This window comes from Pseudomonas sp. LAIL14HWK12:I10 (genome assembly GCF_900184205.1).
GTDB lineage: Bacteria > Pseudomonadota > Gammaproteobacteria > Pseudomonadales > Pseudomonadaceae > Aquipseudomonas > Aquipseudomonas kermanshahensis.
In genome coordinates, this window is record NZ_FXWU01000018.1 from 49,677 (window position 1) to 72,636 (window position 22,960).

Sequence of the window (22,960 nt, forward strand, 5' to 3'; positions counted from 1 at the left end):
GACGTCAAGTCGCGGACCAAAGGCCTTCATGTTGCATCCCGCGGCCTGCCTGGGCTGGAGTTGACTTCAAGGTCCGTTTTTTTGCGGTGCAAAATACAACGTCGGCGCTGTGCCTGTAGGAGCAGCCTTGTGCTGCGAAGAGGCCGGTGACAGCAGCAAAGATTCAGGGCGCGGTCGCCGGCCTCTTCGCAGCACAAGGCTGCTCCTACAAAAAAGACGGCAGTGGTTTGCTACTGGAACATGAACAGCGTCTCGTTGGCGAACTGCGCCTCGAACTGATGCGCCGGCATCGGCCGCCCGAACAGGTAGCCCTGCACCTCGTCGCAACCATGCTCACGCAAGAACTCCAACTGCTCATGGGTTTCCACGCCCTCGGCAATCACCGCCAGGTTCAGGCTGTGGGCCATGGCAATGATCGCCCGGGCAATCTGCGCGTCCTGCTCGCCCTCGGGCAAGCCGTCGACGAAGGTGCGGTCGATCTTCAGCACGTCGATGGGGAACTGCTTGAGGTAGTTGAGCGACGAGTACCCGGTGCCAAAGTCGTCCACCGCAATGCTCAGGCCAAGATTCTTCAGGCTGGCGAGAATCTGCAAGGCCTCATTCACCTCGCGCATCAGGATGCTTTCGGTCAGCTCCAGTTCCAGGCACGCCGGCGGTAGCCCGATGTCTTCCAGGATGGTGGCGATGCGCGTGCCCAGCTGGCCGTCGGAGAACTGCCGCGCCGAGATGTTTACCGACACCTTCGGCACCCGCACTTTGGCTTTGTGCCAGGCCTTGAGTTGGCGGCTGGCCTCACGCAGTACCCAGTCGCCGACGTCCACCACCAGGCCCAGCTCTTCGATCACCGGGATGAAGTCGCCCGGCGGCACCAGGCCGCGGGTGGGGTGGCGCCAGCGCAGCAAGGCTTCGGCGCCGGTCAGGCGTTTGCCATCGCCACTGAACTGCGGCTGGTAGTAGAGGATGAACTCGTTCTGCTCCATGGCATGGCGCAGGTCGCTTTCCAGCTCCAGGCGCTCCAGGGCACTGGCGTTCATCTCGGCCTGGTAGAACTGGAAGTTGTTCTTGCCGCGCTCCTTGGCGTGGTACATCGCGGTGTCGGCGTTTTTCATCAACTGGCTCAGTTCGCTGCCATCTTGCGGGCTGAGGGCGATGCCGATACTGGCCGTGACGAAAAACTCGCGGTTCTCCAGCACGAAGGGCCGTACCAGGCTGGCGAGGATGTTCTCGGCCACATGGATGGCGCGGTTCAGCGCCATCTCGCGGGTCGCACGCGGTTGCAGCAGCAAGGTGAACTCGTCGCCGCCCATGCGTGCCACGGTGTCGTCGTCATCCACGCAGGCCAGCAGGCGCAGGGCCATGTCTTTGAGCATGCGATCGCCTGCGGCATGGCCGAGGGAGTCGTTGATCGGCTTGAAACGGTCCAGGTCGAGGAACATCAGCACCACCCACGCCTTTTGCCGTTCGGCCTGTTGCAGGGCCGTGTGCAGGCGGTCCTGGAACAGCGTGCGGTTGGGCAGGTGGGTGAGGGCGTCGTAGTAGGCCAGGCGGTGGATGCGCTGTTCGCTGGCCTTGCGCTCGCTGATGTCGGTGAAGAAGCACACGTAGCTGGCCAGGTCGCCTTCGTCGTCCAGCACTGCCGTGATGCCGACCCAGGCCGGGTAGTGGTCGCCGTCGCGGCGTTTTAGCCACACTTCGCCTTCCCAACTGCCACGCTGGTGCAACTGCTTGACCACGTAGCGCAGGTGGCCTTCCTGCTGTTGCTCGACGGTGAGCATGCCAGGCAGCTGGTCGAGCACGTCGCTGACGGCATAGCCGCTGACCCGGCTGAACGCCTCGTTGGCCTGGACGATGTAGCCGGCTGGGTCGGTGATGAGGATGGCCGAGGTCGAGTGCTCGAATACCGTGGCGGCCATGCGCAGGTCTTTTTCGGCGCGGCGTTGCTGGCTGATGTCGCGGCCAACCCCAAGCACGCCTTCGAAGCGTTCCTGGTCGTCCCACACCAATACCAGGCGCAGCTCGATCGGGATCTTGCGGCCATCGGCGCGCAGGCAGTCGAACAGGAACAGTTGGGTGGGCAACTGGCCACGCAACTGGGCCAGTTGCTCGCCGTCGCCCATGGCATTGCTGACGCGCTCCATCAGGCTGTAGATGCCGGTCAGCTGGGCCGGGTTGGCGATGATCGATTGCCAGCCGTTGTCGAAAATCCACTCAGCCTGATAACCCAGTACCGCTTTGACCGAGGGGCTGACGTAGTTGAGCTGCAGTTGGCTGTCGGTGGAGAAAATCACGTCGCTGATGCTTTCGGCCAGCATGCGGTAGCGCTGTTCGCTGTCGCGCAGCGACTGGCTGGCCTCGATCTGTACGGTAACGTCCTTGCCCACGCCGATGATGCGCATCACCTGGCCGTCGTGGTCGCGGGTCAGCACCTGTTCGCGAATGTCGTAGCAGCGCCAGCCACCGTCGTGGTGACGGAAGCGCAATTGGCAGTGCAGTGGCTGGCTGTGGCCGGTGGCTCGTTGATGCTGGCGCAGGGCCTGGAAGTGCGTGGCGTCTTCGGGGTGCAGCAGCAGCTCCCAGAAGCGGTCGCCCATCTGCGCCAGCTCGGTGCGGTCGTAGCCCAGGGTTTGGCCGAGGTGGCGGTTGCTGAAGATCATGCGCTGGCTCGGCACGTCCTGCACGTAGAGCTGGTCGGGCACGGTACGCACCACGTCCGACCAGAAACTCTCGCGTTCGAGCAGGGACAGCTCCACTTGTTTGCGGCTGGTGATGTCGCTGATGCTGAGGATCACCGCCTGGTAGTCGCGGCGTTGCAGCGGCAGGCGGGCCATCAGCCACAGGTGCAGTTCGCCGCCCAGTGGCGCCGGCAGGCGCACTTCCAATTCCAGCAGCGAGCGCTGTTCGATCAGTGCATCGATCAGTTGCATGCCGATGCTGTCGCGGCCATCGCCGCTGCCGTCGATCAGGCGCTGCCAGGCACCTTCGTGGCATTCGACGTTGAGCAACTGGCGCGCCACCTGGTTGATCTCGGTGATCTTCAGCTCCTGCAACAGCGAGCGGCGCAGGTTAGGGTCCAGGGCCAGGCTGTGCTTGAGCGCAGCGTGGTTGCGCAGGTGGTAGCGGTCGAGCTGGCCGGGCAGGCTGGAAAGGTCGAGCACGCACAAGGCAACACCGGTGCCTTCGAAAATTTCTTGATAGCGCCGGCGGTCTTCCTGCAGTGCGCGCTGGCGGCGGCGCATGTTGATCAACGCCAGCACCGGCAGCAGGGCACAGAACAGCACCAGCAGGCACTTGCCGATCAGTGCCGGTAGTAGCTTCTGCTGGGCCCGCTGGGCGTCGAACAGGCCGCGCAGTTGCCAGGTGCTGTTGTCGATGAACGCCAGCATCACGCTCTGCAGCGGTGCCGGGCTGGTCTGCGCGATGGCGTGGCGGTCCAGCACCGCGCCGTTGCGGCTGTTTTCCAGCAGCCACAAGGGGTGGCCTGGGCTGTCCAGGTGCACGGTGAGGGTGCGGTAATACGCGTCGGACAGGCGCAGCAGCCAGTAGCCGCGATCCTGCTCGGTGGACTGGCGCAGCAACAGGTAAATGGTGCGGTTGTCCGCCGAGTTGGCAAAGAAATACGGGCGACCCTGGTTCAGCGTCAGCAGCTCGCCAATTAATTGGCGGTCAGGGCTGCCGGCCAGGCTGTCGGCGCGGATCTGCCCGCTGGTGTCTAGCCAGGCCAGGTCACGCAGGGCGGGCAGGCGGGTGCGCAGGGTATCGAGCAGGCTGGGCAGGGCTGCCGGCGTCGGCGCATTGACGTAGGGCTGCACCACATTCACGGCCTGCTGGGCCTTCAACGCCATGTTCAGGCTGAGGTGGTCGGCCAGCTCCGCGGTGGCCTCCAGGCTTTGCTTGCGCAGGTCGGCTTGGGTGTGGCGGAACTGGGCGAACAGCTGCCACAGCAACAGGCCCAGCAGAATCAGGGCCAATAGGGCCAGCGCACCCTTGATCGACCCGCGCAGGGAAGCGACGGGGGCCATTGGTGCGGGACGCAGCGACGACGGTTGAGAGAGATTGGTCAAGCGTTGGTCCTGCGATTGGGCTGGCGATGGCAGGGATTGATCATGCACGGTTGGTGCCGGTGTCTGGTTGCCAGACCGCGGTGGCGCACTATAAGGCCGGACACCCTAAACGGGCTAGCATGCCTAGGATTATGGCAAAGTGCCAGTCCCCTTGTCCGGTGATGGTCGCCCTGCCGACGGTCGTGGTGGCGCCCTGTGGTTCGGCAAGCCCCTGCAACCTGTGCGAGAATGCCGCCCGCTTCAATGACAACGCTTCGGAGATGTTCGGTTTTGGTTACTCACTTTTCCTCCAATGGCCTCGATTCCGCCTGTGGGCGCAGCAGTCAGACCCTTGTCAGCACTGCCGTGACCGCGGACGTATCTTGCAAGTCGTGCCAGCGTTCGCTGGTCAAACCGGAGGCGGCCGCCGCCTCGAAAAGCAAGGCCCCGTCGCTGGCCGAACTGCGCAAGACCGCCAAGGCGGCAGCAGCACCGGCAGCCGTGGCAGCACCGGCAGCACCGGCAGTGCCCGCGGTCGCGGCCAAGGTCGTTAGCGTGCCTGCGGCGCAGCCGGCCAAGGCCGTTGAGCAGCCTGCTCGCAGTGGCGGGTTCAGCGTCAAGTCTGCCTGGGCCGCGCGCCTGGCCGAGCAGGGCGACCGTTGCCGGTTGCCGCGGGGCAAGGTCAAGCAGCGTCACGTCTGAGCTTTTCAAGGTCAGTTCTGGCCTCTTCGCGGGGCAAGCCCGCTCCCACAGGTATTGCCAAACTTACGGACCTGTGGGAGCGGGCTTGCCCGCGAATGGGCCGCACAGCGGCCCCTGTTCATCCCCCATCCGACCCTCCTATGCAACGCCGCGCGTTGGCGTAGAATGGTCGACTTTGTTCAATGACACCCCGTAAACACATCCCCCTGGCCCACTGCCGGGGCGTTGGTCGATGTCTTTACCTATTTAGAGGGCTTGGTTTTGGCTCAATACGTCTACACCATGCATCGGCTGAGCAAGGTCGTGCCGCCGAAGCGCGAAATTCTCAAGAACATCTCCCTGTCGTTCTTCCCAGGCGCCAAAATTGGCGTACTCGGCCTGAACGGCGCGGGTAAATCGACCCTGCTGCGCATCATGGCGGGCGTCGACAAGGAATTCGACGGCGAAGCCCGTCCGATGCCCGACATCAACGTCGGCTACCTGCCGCAGGAACCACAACTCGACCCCGCCAAGACCGTGCGTGAAGTGGTCGAGGAGGCGGTCAGCGTGATCAAGGACGCCCAGGCTCGCCTGGACGAGGTCTACGCCGCCTACGCCGAACCCGACGCCGACTTCGACAAGCTGGCCGCCGAACAGGCCAAGCTCGAGTCGATCCTGCAGGCTTCCGACGGCCACAACCTCGAGCGCCAACTGGACGTCGCCGCCGACGCCCTGCGCCTGCCGGCCTGGGACGCGAAAATCGAACACCTGTCCGGTGGTGAAAAGCGCCGTGTGGCCCTGTGCCGCCTGCTGCTGTCGGCCCCCGACATGCTGCTGCTCGACGAACCGACCAACCACCTGGACGCCGACTCGGTGGCCTGGCTGGAGCGCTTCCTGCACGACTTCCCGGGCACCGTGGTAGCGATTACCCACGACCGTTACTTCCTCGACAACGTCGCCGGCTGGATCCTCGAACTGGACCGCGGCGCCGGCATCCCGTACGAAGGCAACTACTCGGGCTGGCTGGAAGCCAAGTCGGACCGTCTGGCGCAGGAATCCAAGCAGCAGAGCGCCCACGAAAAGGCCATGAAAGAGGAACTGGAGTGGGTGCGCAAAGGCGCCAAGGCCCGCCAGTCCAAATCCAAGGCACGTCTGCAGCGCTTTGAAGAAATGCAGTCGCAAGAGTTCCAGAAGCGCAGCGAGACCAACGAGATCTACATCCCGGCCGGCCCGCGCCTGGGTGACAAGGTCATCGAGTTCAAGAACGTTTCCAAAGGCTATGGCGATCGCGTGCTGATCGACAACCTGTCGTTCGCCATGCCGAAGGGCGCCATTGTCGGCGTGATCGGCGGTAACGGCGCCGGTAAGTCGACCCTGTTCCGCATGTTGATGGGCAAGGAGCAGCCGGACTCGGGCAGCATCGAAATCGGCGAAACCGTGCAACTGGCCTGCGTCGACCAGAGCCGCGAAGACCTGGACGGTTCCAAGACCGTGTTCCAGCAGATCTCCGACGGTTCAGACCAGATCCGCATCGGCAACTACGAGATCCCGTCGCGCACCTACGTGGGCCGTTTCAACTTCAAGGGCGGCGACCAGCAGAAGTTCGTCAAGGACCTGTCCGGTGGTGAGCGTGGCCGTCTGCACCTGGCCCTGACCCTGAAGGAGGGCGGTAACGTCCTGCTGCTCGACGAACCGTCCAACGACCTCGACGTCGAAACCCTGCGTTCCCTGGAAGAAGCCCTGCTGGACTTCCCGGGCGCCGCCATTGTGATTTCCCACGACCGTTGGTTCCTGGACCGCGTGGCGACCCACATCCTGGCGTACGAAGACGACTCGAACGTGATGTTCTTCGAAGGCAACTACACCGAGTACGAAGCCGACCGCAAGAAGCGCCTGGGCGATGCTGCTGCCCAGCCGCACCGTGTACGGCACAAGAAGCTGGCCCAGTAAGCCGGTTTTAGCTGCACTAGAATGGGGCCCTCAGGGGCCCCATTTTTGTGCCTGGCAGGCATCGGCGTTGGCCCCTTCGCGGGGGAAGCCCGCTCCCACTGAATCACCCGCAATCTCAGTCTTGCACAGGGCCCTGTGCGAGCGGGCTTGCCCGCGAAGAGGCCGATTCTGCTAACAATATTTTCATCGTTTTGTATACATTTATATAAAACGCACCAAATAATTTCAAAAAAACGACATTACGCCCTGTTCTCGTGCGATTGCTTCTTGGTACATTCGAAAAAAAACCAATAAGTCCAATCCCTCTTGGTGAGATGTCTACCATGATCGAATCTGTCGACAATTTCCTCGCGCGCCTCAAGCAACGCGATCCTGCCCAGCCTGAATTCCACCAGGCGGTGGAAGAAGTCTTGCGTACCCTGTGGCCGTTCCTCGAAGCCAACCCTCATTACCTGCAGGCCGGTATCCTGGAGCGCATGGTCGAGCCCGAGCGCGCGGTGCTGTTCCGTGTTTCGTGGGTCGATGACCAAGGCAAGGTCCAGGTCAACCGCGGCTACCGCATCCAAATGAGCAGCGCCATCGGCCCGTACAAGGGCGGCCTGCGCTTCCACCCGTCGGTGAACCTGAGCGTGCTCAAGTTCCTGGCCTTTGAGCAGGTGTTCAAGAACTCCCTGACCTCGCTGCCCATGGGTGGCGGTAAAGGTGGCTCGGACTTCGACCCCAAGGGCAAGAGCGATGCGGAAGTGATGCGCTTCTGCCAGGCGTTCATGAGCGAGCTGTACCGCCACATCGGCGCCGACGTTGACGTACCAGCCGGTGACATCGGTGTGGGCGCGCGCGAAATCGGCTTCATGTTCGGCCAGTACAAGCGCCTGGCCAACCAGTTCACCTCGGTGCTGACCGGTAAGGGCATGACTTATGGCGGCAGCCTGATTCGCCCGGAAGCCACCGGCTACGGCTGCGTTTACTTCGCTGAAGAAATGCTCAAGCGCCGTGACCTGCGCATCGATGGCCGTCGCGTGGCCATTTCCGGGTCCGGCAACGTGGCCCAGTATGCTGCGCGCAAGGTCATGGACCTGGGCGGCAAGGTTATCTCGCTGTCCGATTCCGAAGGCACCCTGTACGCCGAAGCCGGCCTCAGCGACGCCCAGTGGGACGCCGTGATGGAGCTGAAAAACGTCAAGCGTGGCCGCCTCAGCACATTGGCCGGCGAATTTGGCCTTGAGTTCCGTAAGGGCCAGACCCCTTGGAGCCTGCCGTGCGACATCGCCCTGCCGTGCGCCACGCAAAACGAGCTGGACACCGAAGACGCCCGCACCCTGCTGCGCAATGGCTGCTTCTGCGTCGCCGAAGGGGCCAACATGCCGACCACCCTTGAGGCGGTGGATATCTTCCTCGAGGCAGGCATCCTGTACGCCCCGGGCAAGGCATCCAACGCCGGTGGCGTGGCCGTGTCGGGCCTGGAAATGTCGCAGAACGCCATGCGCCTGCTGTGGACGGCCGGTGAAGTGGACAGCAAGCTGCACAACATTATGCAGTCGATCCACCATGCCTGTGTTCACTATGGTGAAGAGGCGGATGGCACGATCAACTACGTCAAGGGCGCGAACATCGCCGGCTTTGTGAAAGTGGCTGATGCCATGCTGGCGCAGGGCGTGGTCTGATCAGTCAGTAAAGGGCCGCTTTGCGGCCCAATCGCTGGCAAGCCAGCTCCCACAGGTCAAGTACAAGCCTCAAGGCAGCGCTGTACCTGTGGGAGCAACTGTCTTGTGGTGCTTGTTCTGGCCTCATCGCTCCACACAGGTGCGGCGCTAGCCTTGGAGGCTACACGGTTCGGGTGGGAGCCGGCTTGCCGGCGATTGGCCCTCAAGCCTCACCCGCGATAGCGACCACCTCGATCATCTGATCTCCCACCGGCCGCCGCCACACCACTTCATCCCCAGGCCCCGCGCCCAGCAACGCCCGCCCCAGCGGCGAGCCCCAGTTGATCAACCCGTGGCCCGCATCGGCCTGATCTTCCCCCACCAGTTGCACCTCATGCGCCTGGCCCTGCTCATCCACAAAGCTTACCCGGCTACCGATCTGCACCTTGTCCCGCGAGGTAGCGGCTGGTACCACCTGGGCACTCTGCACCCGTGCGCTGAAGTAGCGCAGGTCGCGCTCGGCATCGGCCAGGCGCTGCTTGTCGGCACGCTCGCCCTGGGCTTGCAACTGGCTGCGCAATGTATTGAGTTCGGCTACCCGCTGCTGCAATTGCGCCAGGCCACTGGCCGTGACGTAGTTGGGCTGCTCGCTCACCCGTCGCTCAACCGGTTGGTCGGCCTGGGCTGCAGCTTGGTCTTCGTTGACGAACGCTCGGCTCATGGTGGCCTCCTTGTGCAGGAGACCATGATGGCAGGCCGCCGGTTTCAAGGGATGTCAGTTTGCGACCTAGTCGTGGCGATAGGCCCGTGCGGCATCGCGGTTCTTCTCGTGCTCCCAGTCACGGTCGCGTTGGTCCCAGTAGCGGTCACGGTATTGACGCTGCTCTTCGCTGTTCTGCAGGGCGTGGCATTGGCGAAAGCCATCGTCCCAGCCGCTTTCGTACTGGCGATTGTGCAGGTAGCGCGGCACGTCCTTGCGGAAGTCGCCGGCCATCACCCCGGCCGCCTGCCGGCCGCTGCTGCAGCCATCCTGGAAGCCATCGGCGTAGGCGGGGGGGTAACCGTGGTCGAGCATCTGTTCGTGGGTGGTTTCGCACCCTGACAGCAAAAAGGCAACGCACAGGCCTAACCAGTACCGCGACATGAACACCAGACCCTCCAATTGATGCTGGAGAGTCTAGGGGGCGATTTGTCGGCGAGCTGTCAAAACAGTGTCAAAGAGTCAGTAGTGGTACCACTTCAGCTCCAGCATCACTTCGTTCTGCGCCGTCGCCAGGTGGCTGAATTCGCGCGAGGCACTTAACCGCAGGCCCAGGTTGCGGCTGATCTCCCATTGCTGATTCAGGCTCACGCTGCGCCGCACTTCGCCGTTGGTGAAGAAGTCGCCCTTCGCCTCCAGTGTCATGTTGCCCAGCCCGTTGCGCCAGAGCAGGCCGCCGTTGAACCCGGCTGCCGGGGAGATGAACTCGGCAAAATCATTGTGGTGTTCGACCCGCACCGTGCCCAGGGCGAAGCCCAGCAGTTCGTCGGCCAGTTGCCAGGTGCCGCCAGCGCCGCCATTCACATGGCTGACCAGCACTTCGTCGTCATGCTTGCCCGGCACCCGTTCCAGGCCACCGGTCACCTGCCATGACCACGGTTTGAGCAGCGCATTGCGGGGTGTCAGCGAGCGGATGGTGGCAAGGTCCAGGCGCTGTACCTGCCAGTCGTTGCCTTCGTACTGGCGGACTTTCAGCTGCAGAATCTCGATTTGCGCGCCCAGCGGGAAGCCGTAGGCGTTGTCGTTGAGGTCGTGATACGCCATGCGCAGGCCGTACTCGGCGTAGGCGCGGTCTTCCCGCGTACCGACACCCAGCTGCCAGGTGCGTGAATCGTGGCCATCCTCGGGCAACCCCGGGCGCTCGATTTCCAGCGCCGGCGGCGGGTTGCGGTTGATTGCGCGCAGCAGCTCGAAGCTGCGCGTGGCCTGGCCTGGGTCGCGTTGCTGGCCATTGGCGCGGTAACGCTCCAGGCGGTAGGCGGCATCCTGTACCAGCGCCTGGCGCTCGCGGGGCAGGGCAGTGAACTCAGGGCTTTGCAGCTGTGCGGTATCGGCGCTGACAGCCAGCACCTGCTGCTTTTCGTGAGGGTCAAGCGGCTCGGCGCGGGCCAGCAGTTCGCGCTCGCGCGAAGGCCGGTAGTTGACGCTGGACACCAGGCCAGACTGGCGCACCGCCTTGACCGTGTCGGTTGGGATGGCGGTCAGCGGGAACTGCGACGTCAAATCCAGGCCTGGCCGCGCCACCTGCAGCAATTCGAGCAGGCGGTACGAGCAGTTCTCGTCGAAGAAGAAATAATCGAACTGGATCTGCTTCAACTCCCACACATGCTCGACCATGCGCCCGGTCTCTTGCGGGGTGAGGTCCAGCTGGTACTCCCACAGGTCGCGGTTCTCCAGGCTGCGGTACTCGGACAGCTTCTCTTGGTAGGGCATCAGCGCGAACAGGCCTGGGTAGCCGCCCATCAGGCCTTTCCAGGCATACAGGATGCTGTTGTCGCTGCCTTCGATGTAGGCGCCGAAGTTGATCGCGTAGCTCAGCAGCGTGGTGTCGTCGCTGTGGGTGTTGGACTGGTCGATGCGCAGCAAGGTGTGGCCGAACATCGACGAAGGGCTGTTCAGGTAGGCCGCCGGGAAAATCAGCGCGGCGCTGTGCGGGTCGATCGAGGTGTACCAGGTCTTGAATTCCTGGCAGTCGGGCTGTGGCAGGTCGGTCAGCCCCAGTTGCTCCTTGAGCCAGCGGGTACGCGCCGGGAAAACGCACTGGGCATGCTTGTCGCCCAGGCTAGCGGGCGCATACAACGCCTGCACCGTGGCCCGCAGCTCTTGGTCCGGGTGGTGCGCGCCATCGTCGGCGAGAAAGAACTGGGTATCGTCCACATAGCTGCGCCAACCACCCAGCTTGGCGGTTTCGTAATGGCCCAGGGCGATCCAGTAGGGGTTATTGGCCAATTGCTGAAGACGGCCTTCATCCAGCGCAGGCGCAGCATGAACAGGGGCGCAGGCACACAGCGCCAGGTAAGCGAGGCGTTTGAGCATATCGGGCAACTACTTCTTCACGATGCCGAAAGAAAGGGCGAAACCCGCCCCGACAGGGGGGCGGGGATGCTGCGCTTAAGCCTCGGTGGCGTATTTGGCCAGGCGTGGGTCGTTCTTCAGAACAGCCAGGGTATTGCTGTGCACGGTTTCGGCCGTGACGTCGGCGCTGCTGAAGATCTGGTTGAAGTGCTGGTGGGTGACCGACTCGAAGTAAGTACGGTCTTCCGGCGCTACGCCCAGTACCACGGCATAGGTGGTCAGCGCCTCGCCTTTGCCCATGGCCATGTCTTCGGACAGTTCGTTCATCATGCCATTCATGGCAAACCACGACTTGCCGCCATAGGTCAGCGAAGCCTTGGTGGAGCAGCCATTGGTGCCGGAGGTCATGCCGAAGGTGGCGTTACCGGAGGTGCCGTTGGTGGTGGAAGCCAGGAAGTGAGCCGGCGTACCGCGCTGGCCTTCGAACAGCATGTTGCCCCAGCCGCAGTTCGGGCCGCCTGGCGCTTCAGCCATGGCATTGAGGGAGACCACGGTGAACAGAGTACCCAGAAGAATCCGTTTCATAGCATTTGTTCTCTATTTGTCTTAAACCAAGGGTCAGGGTTTCTGGCAACTCGGTTGCCAGGTCGGGAAAGCTTTTCACCCACCCGCGCAGCTTGGAGTTTAGGCACGATCTAAAGGTTGCGTTGTTGATTGCGAAAAATTTGCCTGGAGGCCTGTGTTATCGCGACTGCGACATAAAGTCCCGGTGAGCCTTGCAAGGCGCGCGCGGGCAGCGCCAGAATGCTCCGTATCCGCCCCGCCGAAGTAAGGAAACCCAATGCCCGATCCTGTCGCTGCGCGCCTGCGTCTTGCGCCTGAAGCCCTGACCCGGCGTTTTTCCCCCGAGCAGTTTGCTTTTACCCATACCGACGATCTGGAGCCGTTTCGAGGCGTTCTGGGCCAGGAGCGAGCAGTCGAGGCCCTGCAATTCGGCGTGGCCATGCCTCGCCCTGGTTACAACGTGTATGTGATGGGCGAGCCCGGCACGGGCCGCTTCTCGTTCGTCAAGCGCTACCTCAAGGCCGAGGGCAAGCGCCAGCACACCCCAGCCGACTGGGTTTACGTCAACCACTTCGAGGAAACCCGCGAGCCGCGTGCCCTGGAGCTGCCCTCGGGCAGTGCCGGTGAATTCATCGCCGACATGGGGGGGCTGATCGACAACCTGTTGTCGACCTTCCCGGCAGTGTTCGAGCACCCGTCGTACCAGCAGAAGAAGGGCGCCATCGACCGCGCCTTCAACCAGCGCTATGACCGCGCCCTGGATGTGATCGAGCGGGCGTCGCTGGAAAAAGACGTGGCCCTGTACCGCGACGCCAGCAACGTTGCCTTCACCCCGATGGCCGAAGGCAAGGCGCTGGATGAAGCCGAGTTCGCACAGCTGCCTGAAGCGGTGCGCGAGCAGTTCCACGAGGACATCGCCCTGCTCGAGGAGCGCCTCAACGAAGAACTGGCCAGCCTGCCGCAGTGGAAGCGTGAGTCGAACAACCAGCTGCGTCAGCTCAACGAAGAAACCATCACCCTGTCCCTGCAGCCGCTGCTGGCGCCGCTGTCTGAAAAGTACGCCGAGAACGCTGCGGTGTGCGCCTACCTGCAGTCGGTGCAACTGAACCTGCTGCGCACCGTGGTCGAGCAGTTGGTCGATGACAGCAAGACCGACGCCGTGGCGCGCAAGATGCTCGAAGAGCAATACGCCCCAAGCCTGGTGGTCGGCCATCACCACGATGGCGGCGCGCCGGTGGTGTTCGAGCCGCACCCGACCTACGACAACCTGTTCGGCCGGATCGAATACAGCACCGACCAAGGCGCGCTGTACACCTCCTATCGCCAATTGCGCCCGGGCGCCTTGCACCGGGCCAACGGCGGCTTCCTGATTCTTGAAGCCGAGAAGATGCTTGGCGAGCCCTTCGTCTGGGATGCGCTCAAGCGTGCGCTGCAGTCGCGCAAGCTGAAGATGGAGTCGCCGCTGGGTGAACTGGGCCGGGTGGCGAGCGTCAGCCTGACGCCGCAGATGATCCCGCTCAACGTCAAGCTGGTGATCATCGGCTCGCGCCAGCTCTACTACGCGCTGCAGGACCATGATCCGGACTTCCAGGAAATGTTCCGGGTGCTGGTGGACTTCGACGAAGACATGCCCATGGTCGACGAGAACCTGGAGCAGTTCGCCCAGCTCTTGCGTACCCGCACCAACGAAGAAGGCATGGCGCCGCTGACCAGCGACGCCGTGGCGCGCCTGGCCACCTACAGTGCTCGGCTGGCAGAAAACCAGTCGCGGCTGTCGGCGCGCATCGGTGACCTGTTCCAGCTGGTCAGCGAGGCCGACTTCATCCGCCAACTGGCCAGCGACGAGATGACCGATGCTGGCCACATCGAGCGCGCACTCAAGGCCAAGGCCACCCGTACCGGGCGTGTGTCGCAGCGGGTGCTGGACGACATGCTCGCTGGCATCATCCTGATCGACACCGAAGGCGCGGCCATCGGCAAGTGCAACGGCCTGACGGTGCTGGAAGTGGGCGATTCGGCGTTCGGCATGCCGGCGCGTATCTCTGCCAGCGTCTACCCCGGTGGCAGCGGCATTGTCGACATCGAGCGTGAGGTCAACCTGGGCCAGCCGATCCACTCCAAAGGGGTGATGATTCTGACCGGCTACCTGGGCAGTCGCTACGCCCAGGAGTTCCCGCTGGCCATCTCGGCGAGCATCGCCCTGGAGCAGTCCTACGGCTACGTCGACGGTGACAGTGCCTCGCTGGGTGAGGTCTGCACACTGATCTCGGCCTTGTCGCGCACGCCGCTCAAGCAATGCTTTGCCATCACTGGCTCGATCAACCAGTTCGGTGAAGTGCAGGCGGTGGGCGGGGTCAACGAGAAGATCGAGGGCTTCTTCCGGCTCTGCGATGCGCGCGGCCTGACCGGCGACCAAGGGGTGATCATTCCACGGGCCAACGTGGCCACCCTGATGCTCGACGAACGCGTGCTGCAGGCGGTCGAAGCCGGGCAGTTCCACGTTTACGCGGTCAGCCAGGCTGACGAGGCGCTGAGCCTGCTGGTAGGCGAGGAGGCCGGTGTGGCGGATGACAAGGGCGAGTTCACTGAGGGCAGCGTCAATGCCCGCGTGGTGGAGCGCCTGCGGGAAATCGCCGAAATGATCAGCGAAGAAGACATCAAAGAGGCGGAAAAGGAACGCCTGGAAGAGATGATTGCGCAGGCTAAACCCGCCTGAGTCAATAAATCGGCGCTGGCGGCGATGTGCTACCGTTCAGCGCCGGTTTTCCAACTTTCTGAGTTGTTCTTCTATGCTGGAACTTAGGGAGCAATCAGGGTTCAGGATGGAAACAGCCTGAGGGTTTCAGGCTGAACAGGGCTCATTGGAGGGGACGCGGCCATGCGCAACCTCAGCCTTACTCGCCAGTGCCTGGGCCTGGTGACCCGCATTGAATGCAGCATTCGCCCACTCGCCGGTGACAACGGCATGTGGACGCTGCTGTTCGCCGCCGGCATGGCCGGTGAGCAACCCTCGGCCATCAAGGCTCAGGGGCCGTTCCACGGGCCATTGGTTGCCGAATCGGTGCTCAATGCCATCGTCGACAGCCTCACGCTGCATGGCTATCAAGTGACCGAAGACCCGCAGATCTGGTGCCTGCACCTGCAAGCGCAGTTGCGTCGCATCAATGGCGAGCGTTGCCGCAACCTGGGGGATTATCAGTTTCATCCTGAAAGCTGAACAGGCCGGGTGACCCTACAGGACGCGGTCCCTGTGGGAGCAACTGCCTTGTGGTGCTTGTGCCGGCCTCATCGCTGGCAAGCCAGCTCCCATAGGTGCGGCGCTTGCCTTTGAGGCTACACAGTCGGGTGGGAGCCGGCTTGCCGGCGATTGGGCTGCACGGCAGCCCCGGGCTTTTGCTGCAGCGGGTGGCTGGCTATACTCGCCGTCGCTTTTTTAGTCACCTGACGAGTCCCTTACCCTCCATGGAACGTATTCTCGAAAACGCGATGTATGCCTCGCGCTGGCTGCTCGCCCCTATCTACTTCGGCCTGTCGCTCGGCCTGCTGGCCCTGGCCCTGAAATTCTTCCAGGAAGTCGTCCACGTCCTGCCCAACGTTTTTGCTTTGAGCGAAGCTGACCTGATCCTGGTGATTCTGTCGTTGATCGACATGTCGCTGGTGGGCGGCCTGCTGGTGATGGTGATGATTTCCGGCTACGAGAACTTCGTCTCGCAACTGGACATCGACGACAGCAAAGAAAAGCTCAACTGGCTCGGCAAAATGGACTCTTCGTCGCTGAAGATGAAAGTTGCTGCGTCGATCGTGGCCATTTCGTCCATTCACCTGCTGCGGGTGTTCATGGATGCCCAGAACATCTCCACCGACTACCTGATGTGGTACGTGATCATCCACATGACCTTCGTGGTGTCGGCCTTCTGCATGGGCTACCTGGACAAGCTCACCAAGCACTGAGCCCACGCGGCTTGAGGGTAAAACTGACCAATGGCGTCAGTTTTACCTTGTGTATTCGCAAGCCTTGTACAAAAAATGAGCACTCACGCGGTTCCCGCTGCGAGGTGCTCTCATGAACCTGCATCAGCTCAATACCGAGGCCAGGGTCGGCCATGTCGACGAACTCAACCTGATTGCCATCGAAGGTGGTGATTATCTGCTTGAGGCCCGGGTCAAGGGCCGTGCGCATCCGCTTTCCGACAGCCGTGGGCAGCGCTTGCGCGTGCACTCCGTGGAAGAGGCACGGAGCCTGCTCAAGGACCTTCCATTGCTCTCGCTGAACCTGTTGCACTGGTCTGTGCAGGACGAAATGTGTGGCATGGGCACACACCCGGAAGAAGACCTGAAATTGCCGATTTCCCAGCGTTCGGCCTGGTAGCTGCTCGCGGCGCCCCAGTGTGCTAGGCTGCTCGCCCTTTTCATCAAGGGCGCGGCTGCACTGCGCCCTGCAGTGGAGCACGACAATGTCCGAACTCAACCTGTCTACCGACGAAACCCGCGTCAGCTACGGCATCGGCCGTCAGCTGGGTGGTCAACTGCGTGACAACCCGCCACCAGGCGTCAGCCTGGACGCCATCCTGGCTGGCCTGACCGACGCCTTCAACGGCGCCGACAGCCGCGTCAGCGAAGCCGACCTGTCGGCCAGCTTCAAAGTCATCCGCGACATCATGCAAGCCGAAGCTGCAGCCAAGGCTGAAGCCGCTGCTGGCGCTGGCAAGGCATTCCTCGCCGAAAACGCCAAGCGCGAAGGCATCACCACCCTGGCTTCCGGCCTGCAGTTCGAAGTGTTGACCGCAGGTGAAGGCGCCAAGCCGACCCGCGAAAGCAACGTGCGTACTCACTACCACGGCACCCTGATCGACGGCACCGTGTTCGACAGCTCGTACGACCGTGGCCAGCCGGCTGAATTCCCGGTTGGCGGCGTGATCGCCGGTTGGACCGAAGCCCTGCAGCTGATGAACGCTGGCAGCAAATGGCGCCTGTACGTGCCGAGCGAGCTGGCCTACGGCGCCCAAGGCGTTGGCAGCATCCCGCCGCACAGCGTCCTGGTGTTCGACGTCGAGCTGCTCGACGTACTGTAAGACCTGCTCAAGCCCATTCGCGGGCAAGCCCGCTCCCACAGGGTCGCCACGGCACTCAAGGCCAGTGATCAACCTGTGGGAGCGGGCTTGCCCGCGAATGCGTCGGGCCTGCAAACATCAATTCCAGTCTGTCCCCCCAGGGCGCAACGCCCGCGCATAGCAAAACAGAAACAAATTCCGCACCAGCTCCTTGAGCACCCCAGGCTCACTCGAATTCAGCCCGCTCATGTCCAGGTCGCCCTGGTCTCGCAGTTCATCGAGCGCTTCTTCTTCAAGCACGGCACAGACTTCGCCAGTCTCGCGATGCAGGATGCGCAGGTAAGGGTGAGGGCGTTCGAGCCAGGCGTCGATCAGATAAGTCATGGCTATTCTCCTTGGACAGCAATTCCAATGAGAATAATTCTTATTATCAAAATAGCAAGGGGCTATTGGCGTATTTTTGCCGGACGGTGCAGTGACCCTGTTGCAGGATCTGTCAGGGCCGCCTGAAAGGCAGCCCCGTCGCACAGCGTTGTCAGACCTTGCGTACGAACTCGGACTTCAGCTTCATGGCGCCGATGCCGTCGATCTTGCAGTCGATGTCGTGGTCGCCGTCGCACAGGCGGATGTTCTTGACCTTGGTGCCTACTTTGACCACCAGGGACGAGCCCTTGACCTTGAGGTCCTTGATCACGGTGACGGTATCGCCGTCCTGCAGGACGTTGCCGACCGAATCCTTCTTCACCACGTCATCGCTGGCGGCTTCGGCTTCGCCGTTGGCCGACCACTCGTGGGCGCATTCGGGGCAGATCAGCTGGCTGCCATCCTCATAGGTGTATTCGGAATTGCATTTGGGGCAGGGCGGCAGAGTGCTCACTTCGGTTCCTTAAACAGACAGGCGGTTAAAGGCCCATATTGTATAAGGTTTTAAGCGGGAAGTGTTTTTGTCCGTACAAAAGCATTCGCGGGACAAGCCCGCTCCCACAGGTTCTCCACCCAGCTCAAGGGCAGTGGTGTACCTGTGGGAGCGGGCTTGTCCCGCGAAGAGGGCGACGCTGTCTTAGTGCGTACGCGCTACCGCAAACTCGCTCAGCTCGATCAATGCATCGCGATACTCGCTGGCCGGCAGCACTTCCAGGCACTCGATGGCCTTGGCCACGTAGTCGCGTGCCATCTGCGCGGTGTAGTCCAACGCGCCCGAGGCTTCGACCGCTACGCGGATCTGCTCGAGGTCTTCCAGGCCGCCCTTCTGGATGGCCTTGCGCACCAGTGCAGCCTGTTCAGGCGTGCCTTCGCGCATGGTGTAGATCAGCGGCAGGGTCGGCTTGCCTTCGGCCAGGTCGTCACCGACGTTTTTGCCGAGGGTCTGCGAATCGCCCTTGTAGTCCAGCAGGTCGTCGACCAGCTGGAAGGCCACGCCCAGGTGGTCACCAAAGGTGCGCAGGGCCTCGCGCTGTGCTTCGCTGGCGCCGGCCAGCGCGGCGGCGCTGTGGGTCGAGGCTTCGAACAGCATGGCGGTCTTGCCGCGGATGACCTCCATGTACACCTCTTCCGTGGTGCTGGCATCGCGAACACGCGACAGCTGCAGCACTTCACCCTCGGCGATGACGCGGGTGGCCTTGGAGAGGATCTGCATGACCGGCATCGAACCCAGTTCGACCATCATTTCGAACGAGCGCGAATAAAGGAAGTCACCTACCAGCACGCTTGGCGCGTTGCCCCACAGCGCATTGGCGGTGGAACGGCCACGGCGCATGCCCGACATGTCGACGACGTCGTCGTGCAGCAGGGTGGCGGTGTGCAGGAATTCGATGGTCGCTGCCAGCAGGCGCAAGTCGTCGCCTTCGCGGCCCAGGGCCTTGCCGCAGAGCAGGACCAGCAGGGGACGCAGGCGCTTGCCACCGGCCGACGTGATATAGTCGCCGATCTTCGATACCAGCGGCACGCGCGAGGTCAGCTGCTTCTTGATGATCTCGTCGACGGCGCTGAAATCATCAGCCACCGCGCGGTAGAAGGTTTGGGGTTGCATCGGCTGCTCCATTGACGTTGCGCGGCATGCTAGGTCGCGGGTCCCGGTGTGTCAAGGCGCGGTGCCAGCGCCACCGGGGCGGTACTTGCAAGCAAAACCGGGGTTGCGTACAATCGCGCACCCTAACTTCCTGGGCAGCACCTGCCTTACGCAATTGCACCGGGCCGTTCCAGCCCCATGCAGCCATGCCAGCCAATACTCAATATATAAAGCGCTGGGTGAGCAGGATTATCGGAGAAATACCATGTCTTACGCAGTAATCGTTACCGGCGGCAAGCAGTACAAAGTCGCTGAAGGTGAATTCCTCAAGATCGAAAAACTGGAAGTCGCCACTGGCGAATCCGTGACTTTCGATCGCGTTCTGCTGGTTGCCAACGGTGAAGAAGTCACCATCGGCGCACCAGTCGTCGCTGGCGCTAAAGTTGTTGCAGAAGTCGTTTCGCAAGGCCGTCACGATAAAGTCCGCATCATCAAGTTCCGTCGCCGTAAGCACCACATGAAGCGTATGGGCCACCGCCAGTGGTTCACCGAGATCAAAATCACCGGCATCCAGGCTTAATCCCCTAGATCCCCTGAATTTATTTGGAGAATTGAACCATGGCTCACAAGAAGGCTGGTGGTAGTACCCGTAACGGTCGCGACTCAGAATCGAAACGCCTTGGCGTGAAGATGTATGGCAGCCAGGTCGTCAAGGCCGGCAACATCATCGTCCGTCAGCGCGGCACCCAGTTCCACGCCGGTTACGGCGTTGGCATGGGCAAGGATCACACCCTGTTCGCCAAGATCGAAGGCGTGATCAAGTTCGAGAAGAAAGGCGAGTTCAACCGCCGTTACGTGAGCATCGTCGCCGCTTAATCGCGACGTCGCTCCAGAAGCCCCGTCATGCGACGGGGCTTTTTCGTTTGTGGTGAGCCTCTTGCAAAGCTGTTTGTATGGGCTGCCGGCGTGGGTTTCTACGGTCGTACGGGGCCGCCGCGCTCATTTTTGCAAGAGCCTCAGGTTTTTTAAGTATTCAGCTCGTCTGCCGACGAGAGGCGGTTTTAATGAAGTTTGTTGACGAAGTATCGATTCGAGTCAAAGCCGGTGACGGCGGTAACGGTTGCATGAGCTTCCGTCGCGAAAAATTCATCGAAAACGGTGGCCCTAACGGGGGTGATGGCGGTGACGGCGGTTCGGTCTACATGGTCGCCGACGAAAACCTCAACACCCTGGTCGACTACCGCTACACCCGTCACCACGAGGCCCAGCGTGGCGCCAACGGTGGCAGCACCGACTGCACCGGCAAGAAGGGTGAAGACCTGTTCCTGCGCGTGCCGGTCGGCACCACGGTGATCGACGCCACCACCCAGGAAGTGATCGGTGACCTGATCACCCCCGGCCAGAAACTGATGGTCGCCCAAGGCGGCTGGCACGGCCTGGGCAACACCCGTTTCAAGTCCAGCACCAACCGTGCGCCCCGCCAGACCACTCCAGGCAAGCCGGGTGATCAGCGCGACTTGAAAATGGAAATGAAGGTACTGGCCGACGTCGGCCTGCTCGGCCTGCCGAACGCTGGCAAGAGCACCTTCATCCGTTCGGTGTCGGCCGCCAAGCCGAAAGTCGCCGACTACCCGTTCACCACCCTGGTGCCGAACCTGGGTGTGGTCAGCGTCGACCGCTGGAAGAGCTTCGTCATCGCCGACATCCCCGGCCTGATCGAAGGCGCTTCCGACGGTGCCGGCCTGGGTATCCGCTTCCTTAAGCACTTGGCACGTACCCGTGTGCTGCTGCACCTGGTCGACATGGCGCCGCTGGACGAAAGCAGCCCGGCCGATGCCGCCGAAGTGATCGTCAACGAGCTGACCCGCTTCAGCCCGTCGCTGGCCGAGCGTGAGCGCTGGCTGGTGCTGAACAAGGCCGACATGGTCATGGAAGACGAGCGCGACGAGCGGGTCAAGGAAGTGGTCGAGCGTCTGCAGTGGGAAGGCCCGGTCTACGTGATCTCGGCGATCTCCAAGCAGGGCACCGACAAGCTCAGCCACGACCTGATGCGCTACCTCGAAGACCGCGCCGATCGCCTGGCCAACGACCCGGCCTACGCCGAAGAGCTGGCCGACCTCGATCAGCGCATCGAAGACGAAGCCCGTGCTCAGCTGCAGGCCCTGGACGACGCCCGCACCCTGCGTCGCACTGGCGTCAAGAGCGTCCACGACATCGGCGACGATGACGGTTGGGATGATGATTTCGAGGACGACGAAGACGGCCCAGAAATCATTTACGTGCGCGACTGACCGGTTGCAGTACACTAAACGCCGCTCTCTGGAGCGGCGTTTTTGTATCTACGGTCTCTACAGATTCGACATAGGTTGGAAGAAGATGCGAAGCAAGGTGACGGGCGCCAAGCGCTGGGTCGTGAAGATTGGCAGTGCTCTGTTGACCGCCGATGGCAAGGGCCTTGACCGCGGCGCAATGGCCGTTTGGGTCGAGCAGATGGTCGCGCTGCGTGAAGCAGGCGTGGAGTTGGTGCTGGTCTCTTCGGGGGCCGTGGCAGCTGGCATGAGCCAGTTGGGCTGGACCTCGCGACCGAGCGCGATGAACGAGCTGCAGGCGGCCGCGTCGATCGGCCAGATGCGCCTGGTGCAGGCCTGGGAGTCGAGCTTCGGCGAGCACGGCAAGCACACCGCGCAAATTCTGCTGACCCATGACGACCTGTCTGACCGCAAGCGTTACCTCAACGCTCGCAGCACCCTGCGCACGTTGGTCGACTTGGGCGTGGTGCCGGTGATCAACGAGAACGACACCGTGGTCACCGACGAGATCCGCTTCGGCGACAACGACACCTTGGCCGCGCTGGTGGCCAACCTGGTGGAAGCCGACCTGCTGGTGATTCTCACCGACCGTGACGGCATGTTCGACGCCGACCCGCGCAACAACCCCGAAGCCCAGCTGATCTACGAAGCTCGCGCCGACGACCCGTCGCTCGACGCTGTGGCCGGTGGCACCGGCGGTGCCCTGGGCCGTGGCGGCATGCAGACCAAGCTGCGCGCGGCGCGCCTGGCGGCACGTTCCGGCGCCCACACCATCATCATCGGTGGCCGTATCGAGCGCGTGCTCGACCGCCTCAAGACGGGCGAGCGCCTGGGGACCTTGCTGTCGCCTGAGCGCGGCATGCTTGCAGCGCGCAAGCAGTGGCTGGCCGGGCACCTGCAAACCCGTGGCACGCTGGTGCTGGACGCCGGTGCCGTGCAGGCGCTGCGCCAGGCCAACAAGAGCCTGCTGCCGGTGGGCGTGAAGACCGTGCAGGGCAGTTTCCGTCGTGGCGAGATGGTGGTGTGCGTCGGCCCTGATGGCCTGGAAGTGGCCCGCGGTTTGGCCAACTACAGCGCCCTTGAGGCGCAAAAAATCATTGGCCAGCCGTCCGATGCCATCGAAAGCATCCTGGGCTACAGCGCGGAGCCCGAGCTGGTGCACCGTGACAACCTGGTTCTGGTTTGAGGGCGTGGGCATGTTGAAAAGGATGATCGCCGTGGCAACGTTGGCGTTGCCGATGCTGGCCGGTGCCGAGGAGGTCGGCCAGGTGTCGACCGTGTTCAAGTTCGTCGGGCCGAACGACCGCATCGTGGTCGAGGCATTCGATGACCCCAAGGTCGAGGGTGTGACCTGTTACCTGTCGCGGGCCAAGACCGGCGGCGTGAAGGGTGGCTTGGGCCTGGCCGAGGACCGGGCAGAGGCGTCGATTGCCTGCCGTCAGGTGGGGCCGATCAACTTCAAGGGTGAGTTGAAAGATGGCGAGGAAGTGTTCAAGGAACGCACCTCGTTGGTGTTCAAGACCATGCAGGTGGTGCGCTTTCTCGACAAGAAGCGCAATACCCTGGTGTACCTGGTGTACAGCGACCGCATGATCGAAGGCAGCCCGCAGAATGCGGTGACGGCGATTCCGATCTTGCCTTGGGCTCACTGATAGCCTG

The 22,960-nt window shown here is 62.6% G+C and carries 21 protein-coding genes; 13 read left to right on the forward strand and 8 right to left on the reverse strand.

The window, feature by feature from the left end; all coding sequences use genetic code 11:
• Window positions 1-230 precede the first annotated feature (230 nt).
• A complete protein-coding gene (locus tag QOS90_RS25915; RefSeq protein ID WP_027594533.1) occupies window positions 231-4,061 on the reverse strand; it encodes a sensor domain-containing protein in 3,831 nt (1,276 codons plus the stop codon).
• A 270-nt stretch (window positions 4,062-4,331) separates the two neighbouring features.
• On the opposite strand from QOS90_RS25915, the gene QOS90_RS25920 reads away from it, so the two are divergent.
• The 3 genes from QOS90_RS25920 to gdhA all read left to right on the forward strand — a co-directional run bounded on the left by QOS90_RS25920 (window position 4,332) and on the right by gdhA (window position 8,335).
• Window positions 4,332-4,742 carry a hypothetical protein gene (locus QOS90_RS25920; protein ID WP_085274305.1) on the forward strand — a complete coding sequence of 137 codons (411 nt, stop codon included), beginning with the start codon at window positions 4,332-4,334 and terminating at the stop codon, window positions 4,740-4,742.
• A gap of 261 nt (window positions 4,743-5,003) precedes the next feature.
• Window positions 5,004-6,671 carry an energy-dependent translational throttle protein EttA gene (gene ettA, locus QOS90_RS25925; RefSeq protein ID WP_085274306.1) on the forward strand — a complete coding sequence of 556 codons (1,668 nt, stop codon included), beginning with the start codon at window positions 5,004-5,006 and terminating at the stop codon, window positions 6,669-6,671.
• Window positions 6,672-6,994: 323 nt separating this feature from the next.
• Entirely contained in the window at window positions 6,995-8,335 is a 1,341-nt protein-coding gene (gene gdhA / locus QOS90_RS25930; RefSeq protein WP_027594530.1) for an NADP-specific glutamate dehydrogenase, read from the forward strand.
• A 202-nt stretch (window positions 8,336-8,537) separates the two neighbouring features.
• On the opposite strand, the gene QOS90_RS25935 is transcribed toward gdhA, so the two are convergent.
• The 4 genes from QOS90_RS25935 to QOS90_RS25950 form a co-directional block, all read right to left on the reverse strand.
• Entirely contained in the window at window positions 8,538-9,035 is a 498-nt protein-coding gene (locus QOS90_RS25935) for a GreA/GreB family elongation factor (protein ID WP_027594529.1), read from the reverse strand.
• A 66-nt stretch (window positions 9,036-9,101) separates the two neighbouring features.
• Complete coding sequence (locus QOS90_RS25940) at window positions 9,102-9,458, reverse strand: hypothetical protein (protein ID WP_027594528.1); 357 nt, start codon at window positions 9,456-9,458, stop codon at window positions 9,102-9,104.
• Window positions 9,459-9,536: 78 nt separating this feature from the next.
• Window positions 9,537-11,390 carry an Lnb N-terminal periplasmic domain-containing protein gene (locus tag QOS90_RS25945; RefSeq protein ID WP_027594527.1) on the reverse strand — a complete coding sequence of 618 codons (1,854 nt, stop codon included), beginning with the start codon at window positions 11,388-11,390 and terminating at the stop codon, window positions 9,537-9,539.
• Between the two features lie 75 nt (window positions 11,391-11,465).
• Entirely contained in the window at window positions 11,466-11,954 is a 489-nt protein-coding gene (locus tag QOS90_RS25950) for a DUF3015 domain-containing protein (RefSeq protein ID WP_085274307.1), read from the reverse strand.
• 256 nt (window positions 11,955-12,210) lie between these two features.
• Here QOS90_RS25950 and QOS90_RS25955 point away from each other — a divergent pair, with 256 nt between their 5' ends.
• The 5 genes from QOS90_RS25955 (at window position 12,211) to bamJ (ending at window position 17,005) form a co-directional block, all read left to right on the forward strand.
• A complete protein-coding gene (locus QOS90_RS25955; protein WP_027594525.1) occupies window positions 12,211-14,649 on the forward strand; it encodes a Lon protease family protein in 2,439 nt (812 codons plus the stop codon).
• 162 nt (window positions 14,650-14,811) lie between these two features.
• Window positions 14,812-15,150 (forward strand): PA4575 family protein, encoded by a 339-nt coding sequence (locus tag QOS90_RS25960; RefSeq protein WP_027594524.1) that lies wholly within the window; start codon window positions 14,812-14,814, stop codon window positions 15,148-15,150.
• 245 nt (window positions 15,151-15,395) lie between these two features.
• The gene (locus QOS90_RS25965) at window positions 15,396-15,884 is read left to right on the forward strand and encodes a TIGR00645 family protein (RefSeq protein ID WP_016501546.1); all 489 of its coding nucleotides are present in this window, start codon (window positions 15,396-15,398) and stop codon (window positions 15,882-15,884) included.
• Between the two features lie 112 nt (window positions 15,885-15,996).
• Complete coding sequence (locus QOS90_RS25970) at window positions 15,997-16,302, forward strand: DUF6482 family protein (protein WP_085274308.1); 306 nt, start codon at window positions 15,997-15,999, stop codon at window positions 16,300-16,302.
• Between the two features lie 85 nt (window positions 16,303-16,387).
• Entirely contained in the window at window positions 16,388-17,005 is a 618-nt protein-coding gene (bamJ, locus tag QOS90_RS25975; protein WP_027594522.1) for a BamJ family beta-barrel-assembly machinery protein, read from the forward strand.
• A gap of 117 nt (window positions 17,006-17,122) precedes the next feature.
• On the opposite strand, the gene QOS90_RS25980 is transcribed toward bamJ, so the two are convergent.
• The 3 genes from QOS90_RS25980 to QOS90_RS25990 all read right to left on the reverse strand — a co-directional run bounded on the left by QOS90_RS25980 (window position 17,123) and on the right by QOS90_RS25990 (window position 19,013).
• Window positions 17,123-17,368 carry a PA4570 family protein gene (locus QOS90_RS25980; RefSeq protein ID WP_010951938.1) on the reverse strand — a complete coding sequence of 82 codons (246 nt, stop codon included), beginning with the start codon at window positions 17,366-17,368 and terminating at the stop codon, window positions 17,123-17,125.
• Window positions 17,369-17,519: 151 nt separating this feature from the next.
• Window positions 17,520-17,861 (reverse strand): zinc ribbon domain-containing protein YjdM, encoded by a 342-nt coding sequence (locus QOS90_RS25985; RefSeq protein WP_027594521.1) that lies wholly within the window; start codon window positions 17,859-17,861, stop codon window positions 17,520-17,522.
• 183 nt (window positions 17,862-18,044) lie between these two features.
• A complete protein-coding gene (locus QOS90_RS25990) occupies window positions 18,045-19,013 on the reverse strand; it encodes a polyprenyl synthetase family protein (protein ID WP_027594520.1) in 969 nt (322 codons plus the stop codon).
• Window positions 19,014-19,257: 244 nt separating this feature from the next.
• On the opposite strand from QOS90_RS25990, the gene rplU reads away from it, so the two are divergent.
• The 5 genes from rplU (at window position 19,258) to QOS90_RS26015 (ending at window position 22,953) form a co-directional block, all read left to right on the forward strand.
• On the forward strand, window positions 19,258-19,572 hold the full coding sequence (gene rplU, locus QOS90_RS25995; protein WP_003247466.1) for a 50S ribosomal protein L21: 315 nt from the start codon (window positions 19,258-19,260) through the stop codon (window positions 19,570-19,572).
• Window positions 19,573-19,610: 38 nt separating this feature from the next.
• Window positions 19,611-19,868 (forward strand): 50S ribosomal protein L27, encoded by a 258-nt coding sequence (rpmA, locus tag QOS90_RS26000; RefSeq protein ID WP_008092023.1) that lies wholly within the window; start codon window positions 19,611-19,613, stop codon window positions 19,866-19,868.
• A gap of 188 nt (window positions 19,869-20,056) precedes the next feature.
• Window positions 20,057-21,283 (forward strand): Obg family GTPase CgtA, encoded by a 1,227-nt coding sequence (gene cgtA, locus QOS90_RS26005; RefSeq protein ID WP_027594519.1) that lies wholly within the window; start codon window positions 20,057-20,059, stop codon window positions 21,281-21,283.
• A gap of 85 nt (window positions 21,284-21,368) precedes the next feature.
• Window positions 21,369-22,487, forward strand: coding sequence for a glutamate 5-kinase (gene proB / locus QOS90_RS26010; RefSeq protein ID WP_027594518.1), 1,119 nt, complete (start codon window positions 21,369-21,371; stop codon window positions 22,485-22,487).
• A gap of 10 nt (window positions 22,488-22,497) precedes the next feature.
• Window positions 22,498-22,953, forward strand: a complete 456-nt coding sequence (locus tag QOS90_RS26015; protein WP_177408612.1) for a CreA family protein — start codon at window positions 22,498-22,500, stop codon at window positions 22,951-22,953.
• Window positions 22,954-22,960: the final 7 nt, after the last annotated feature.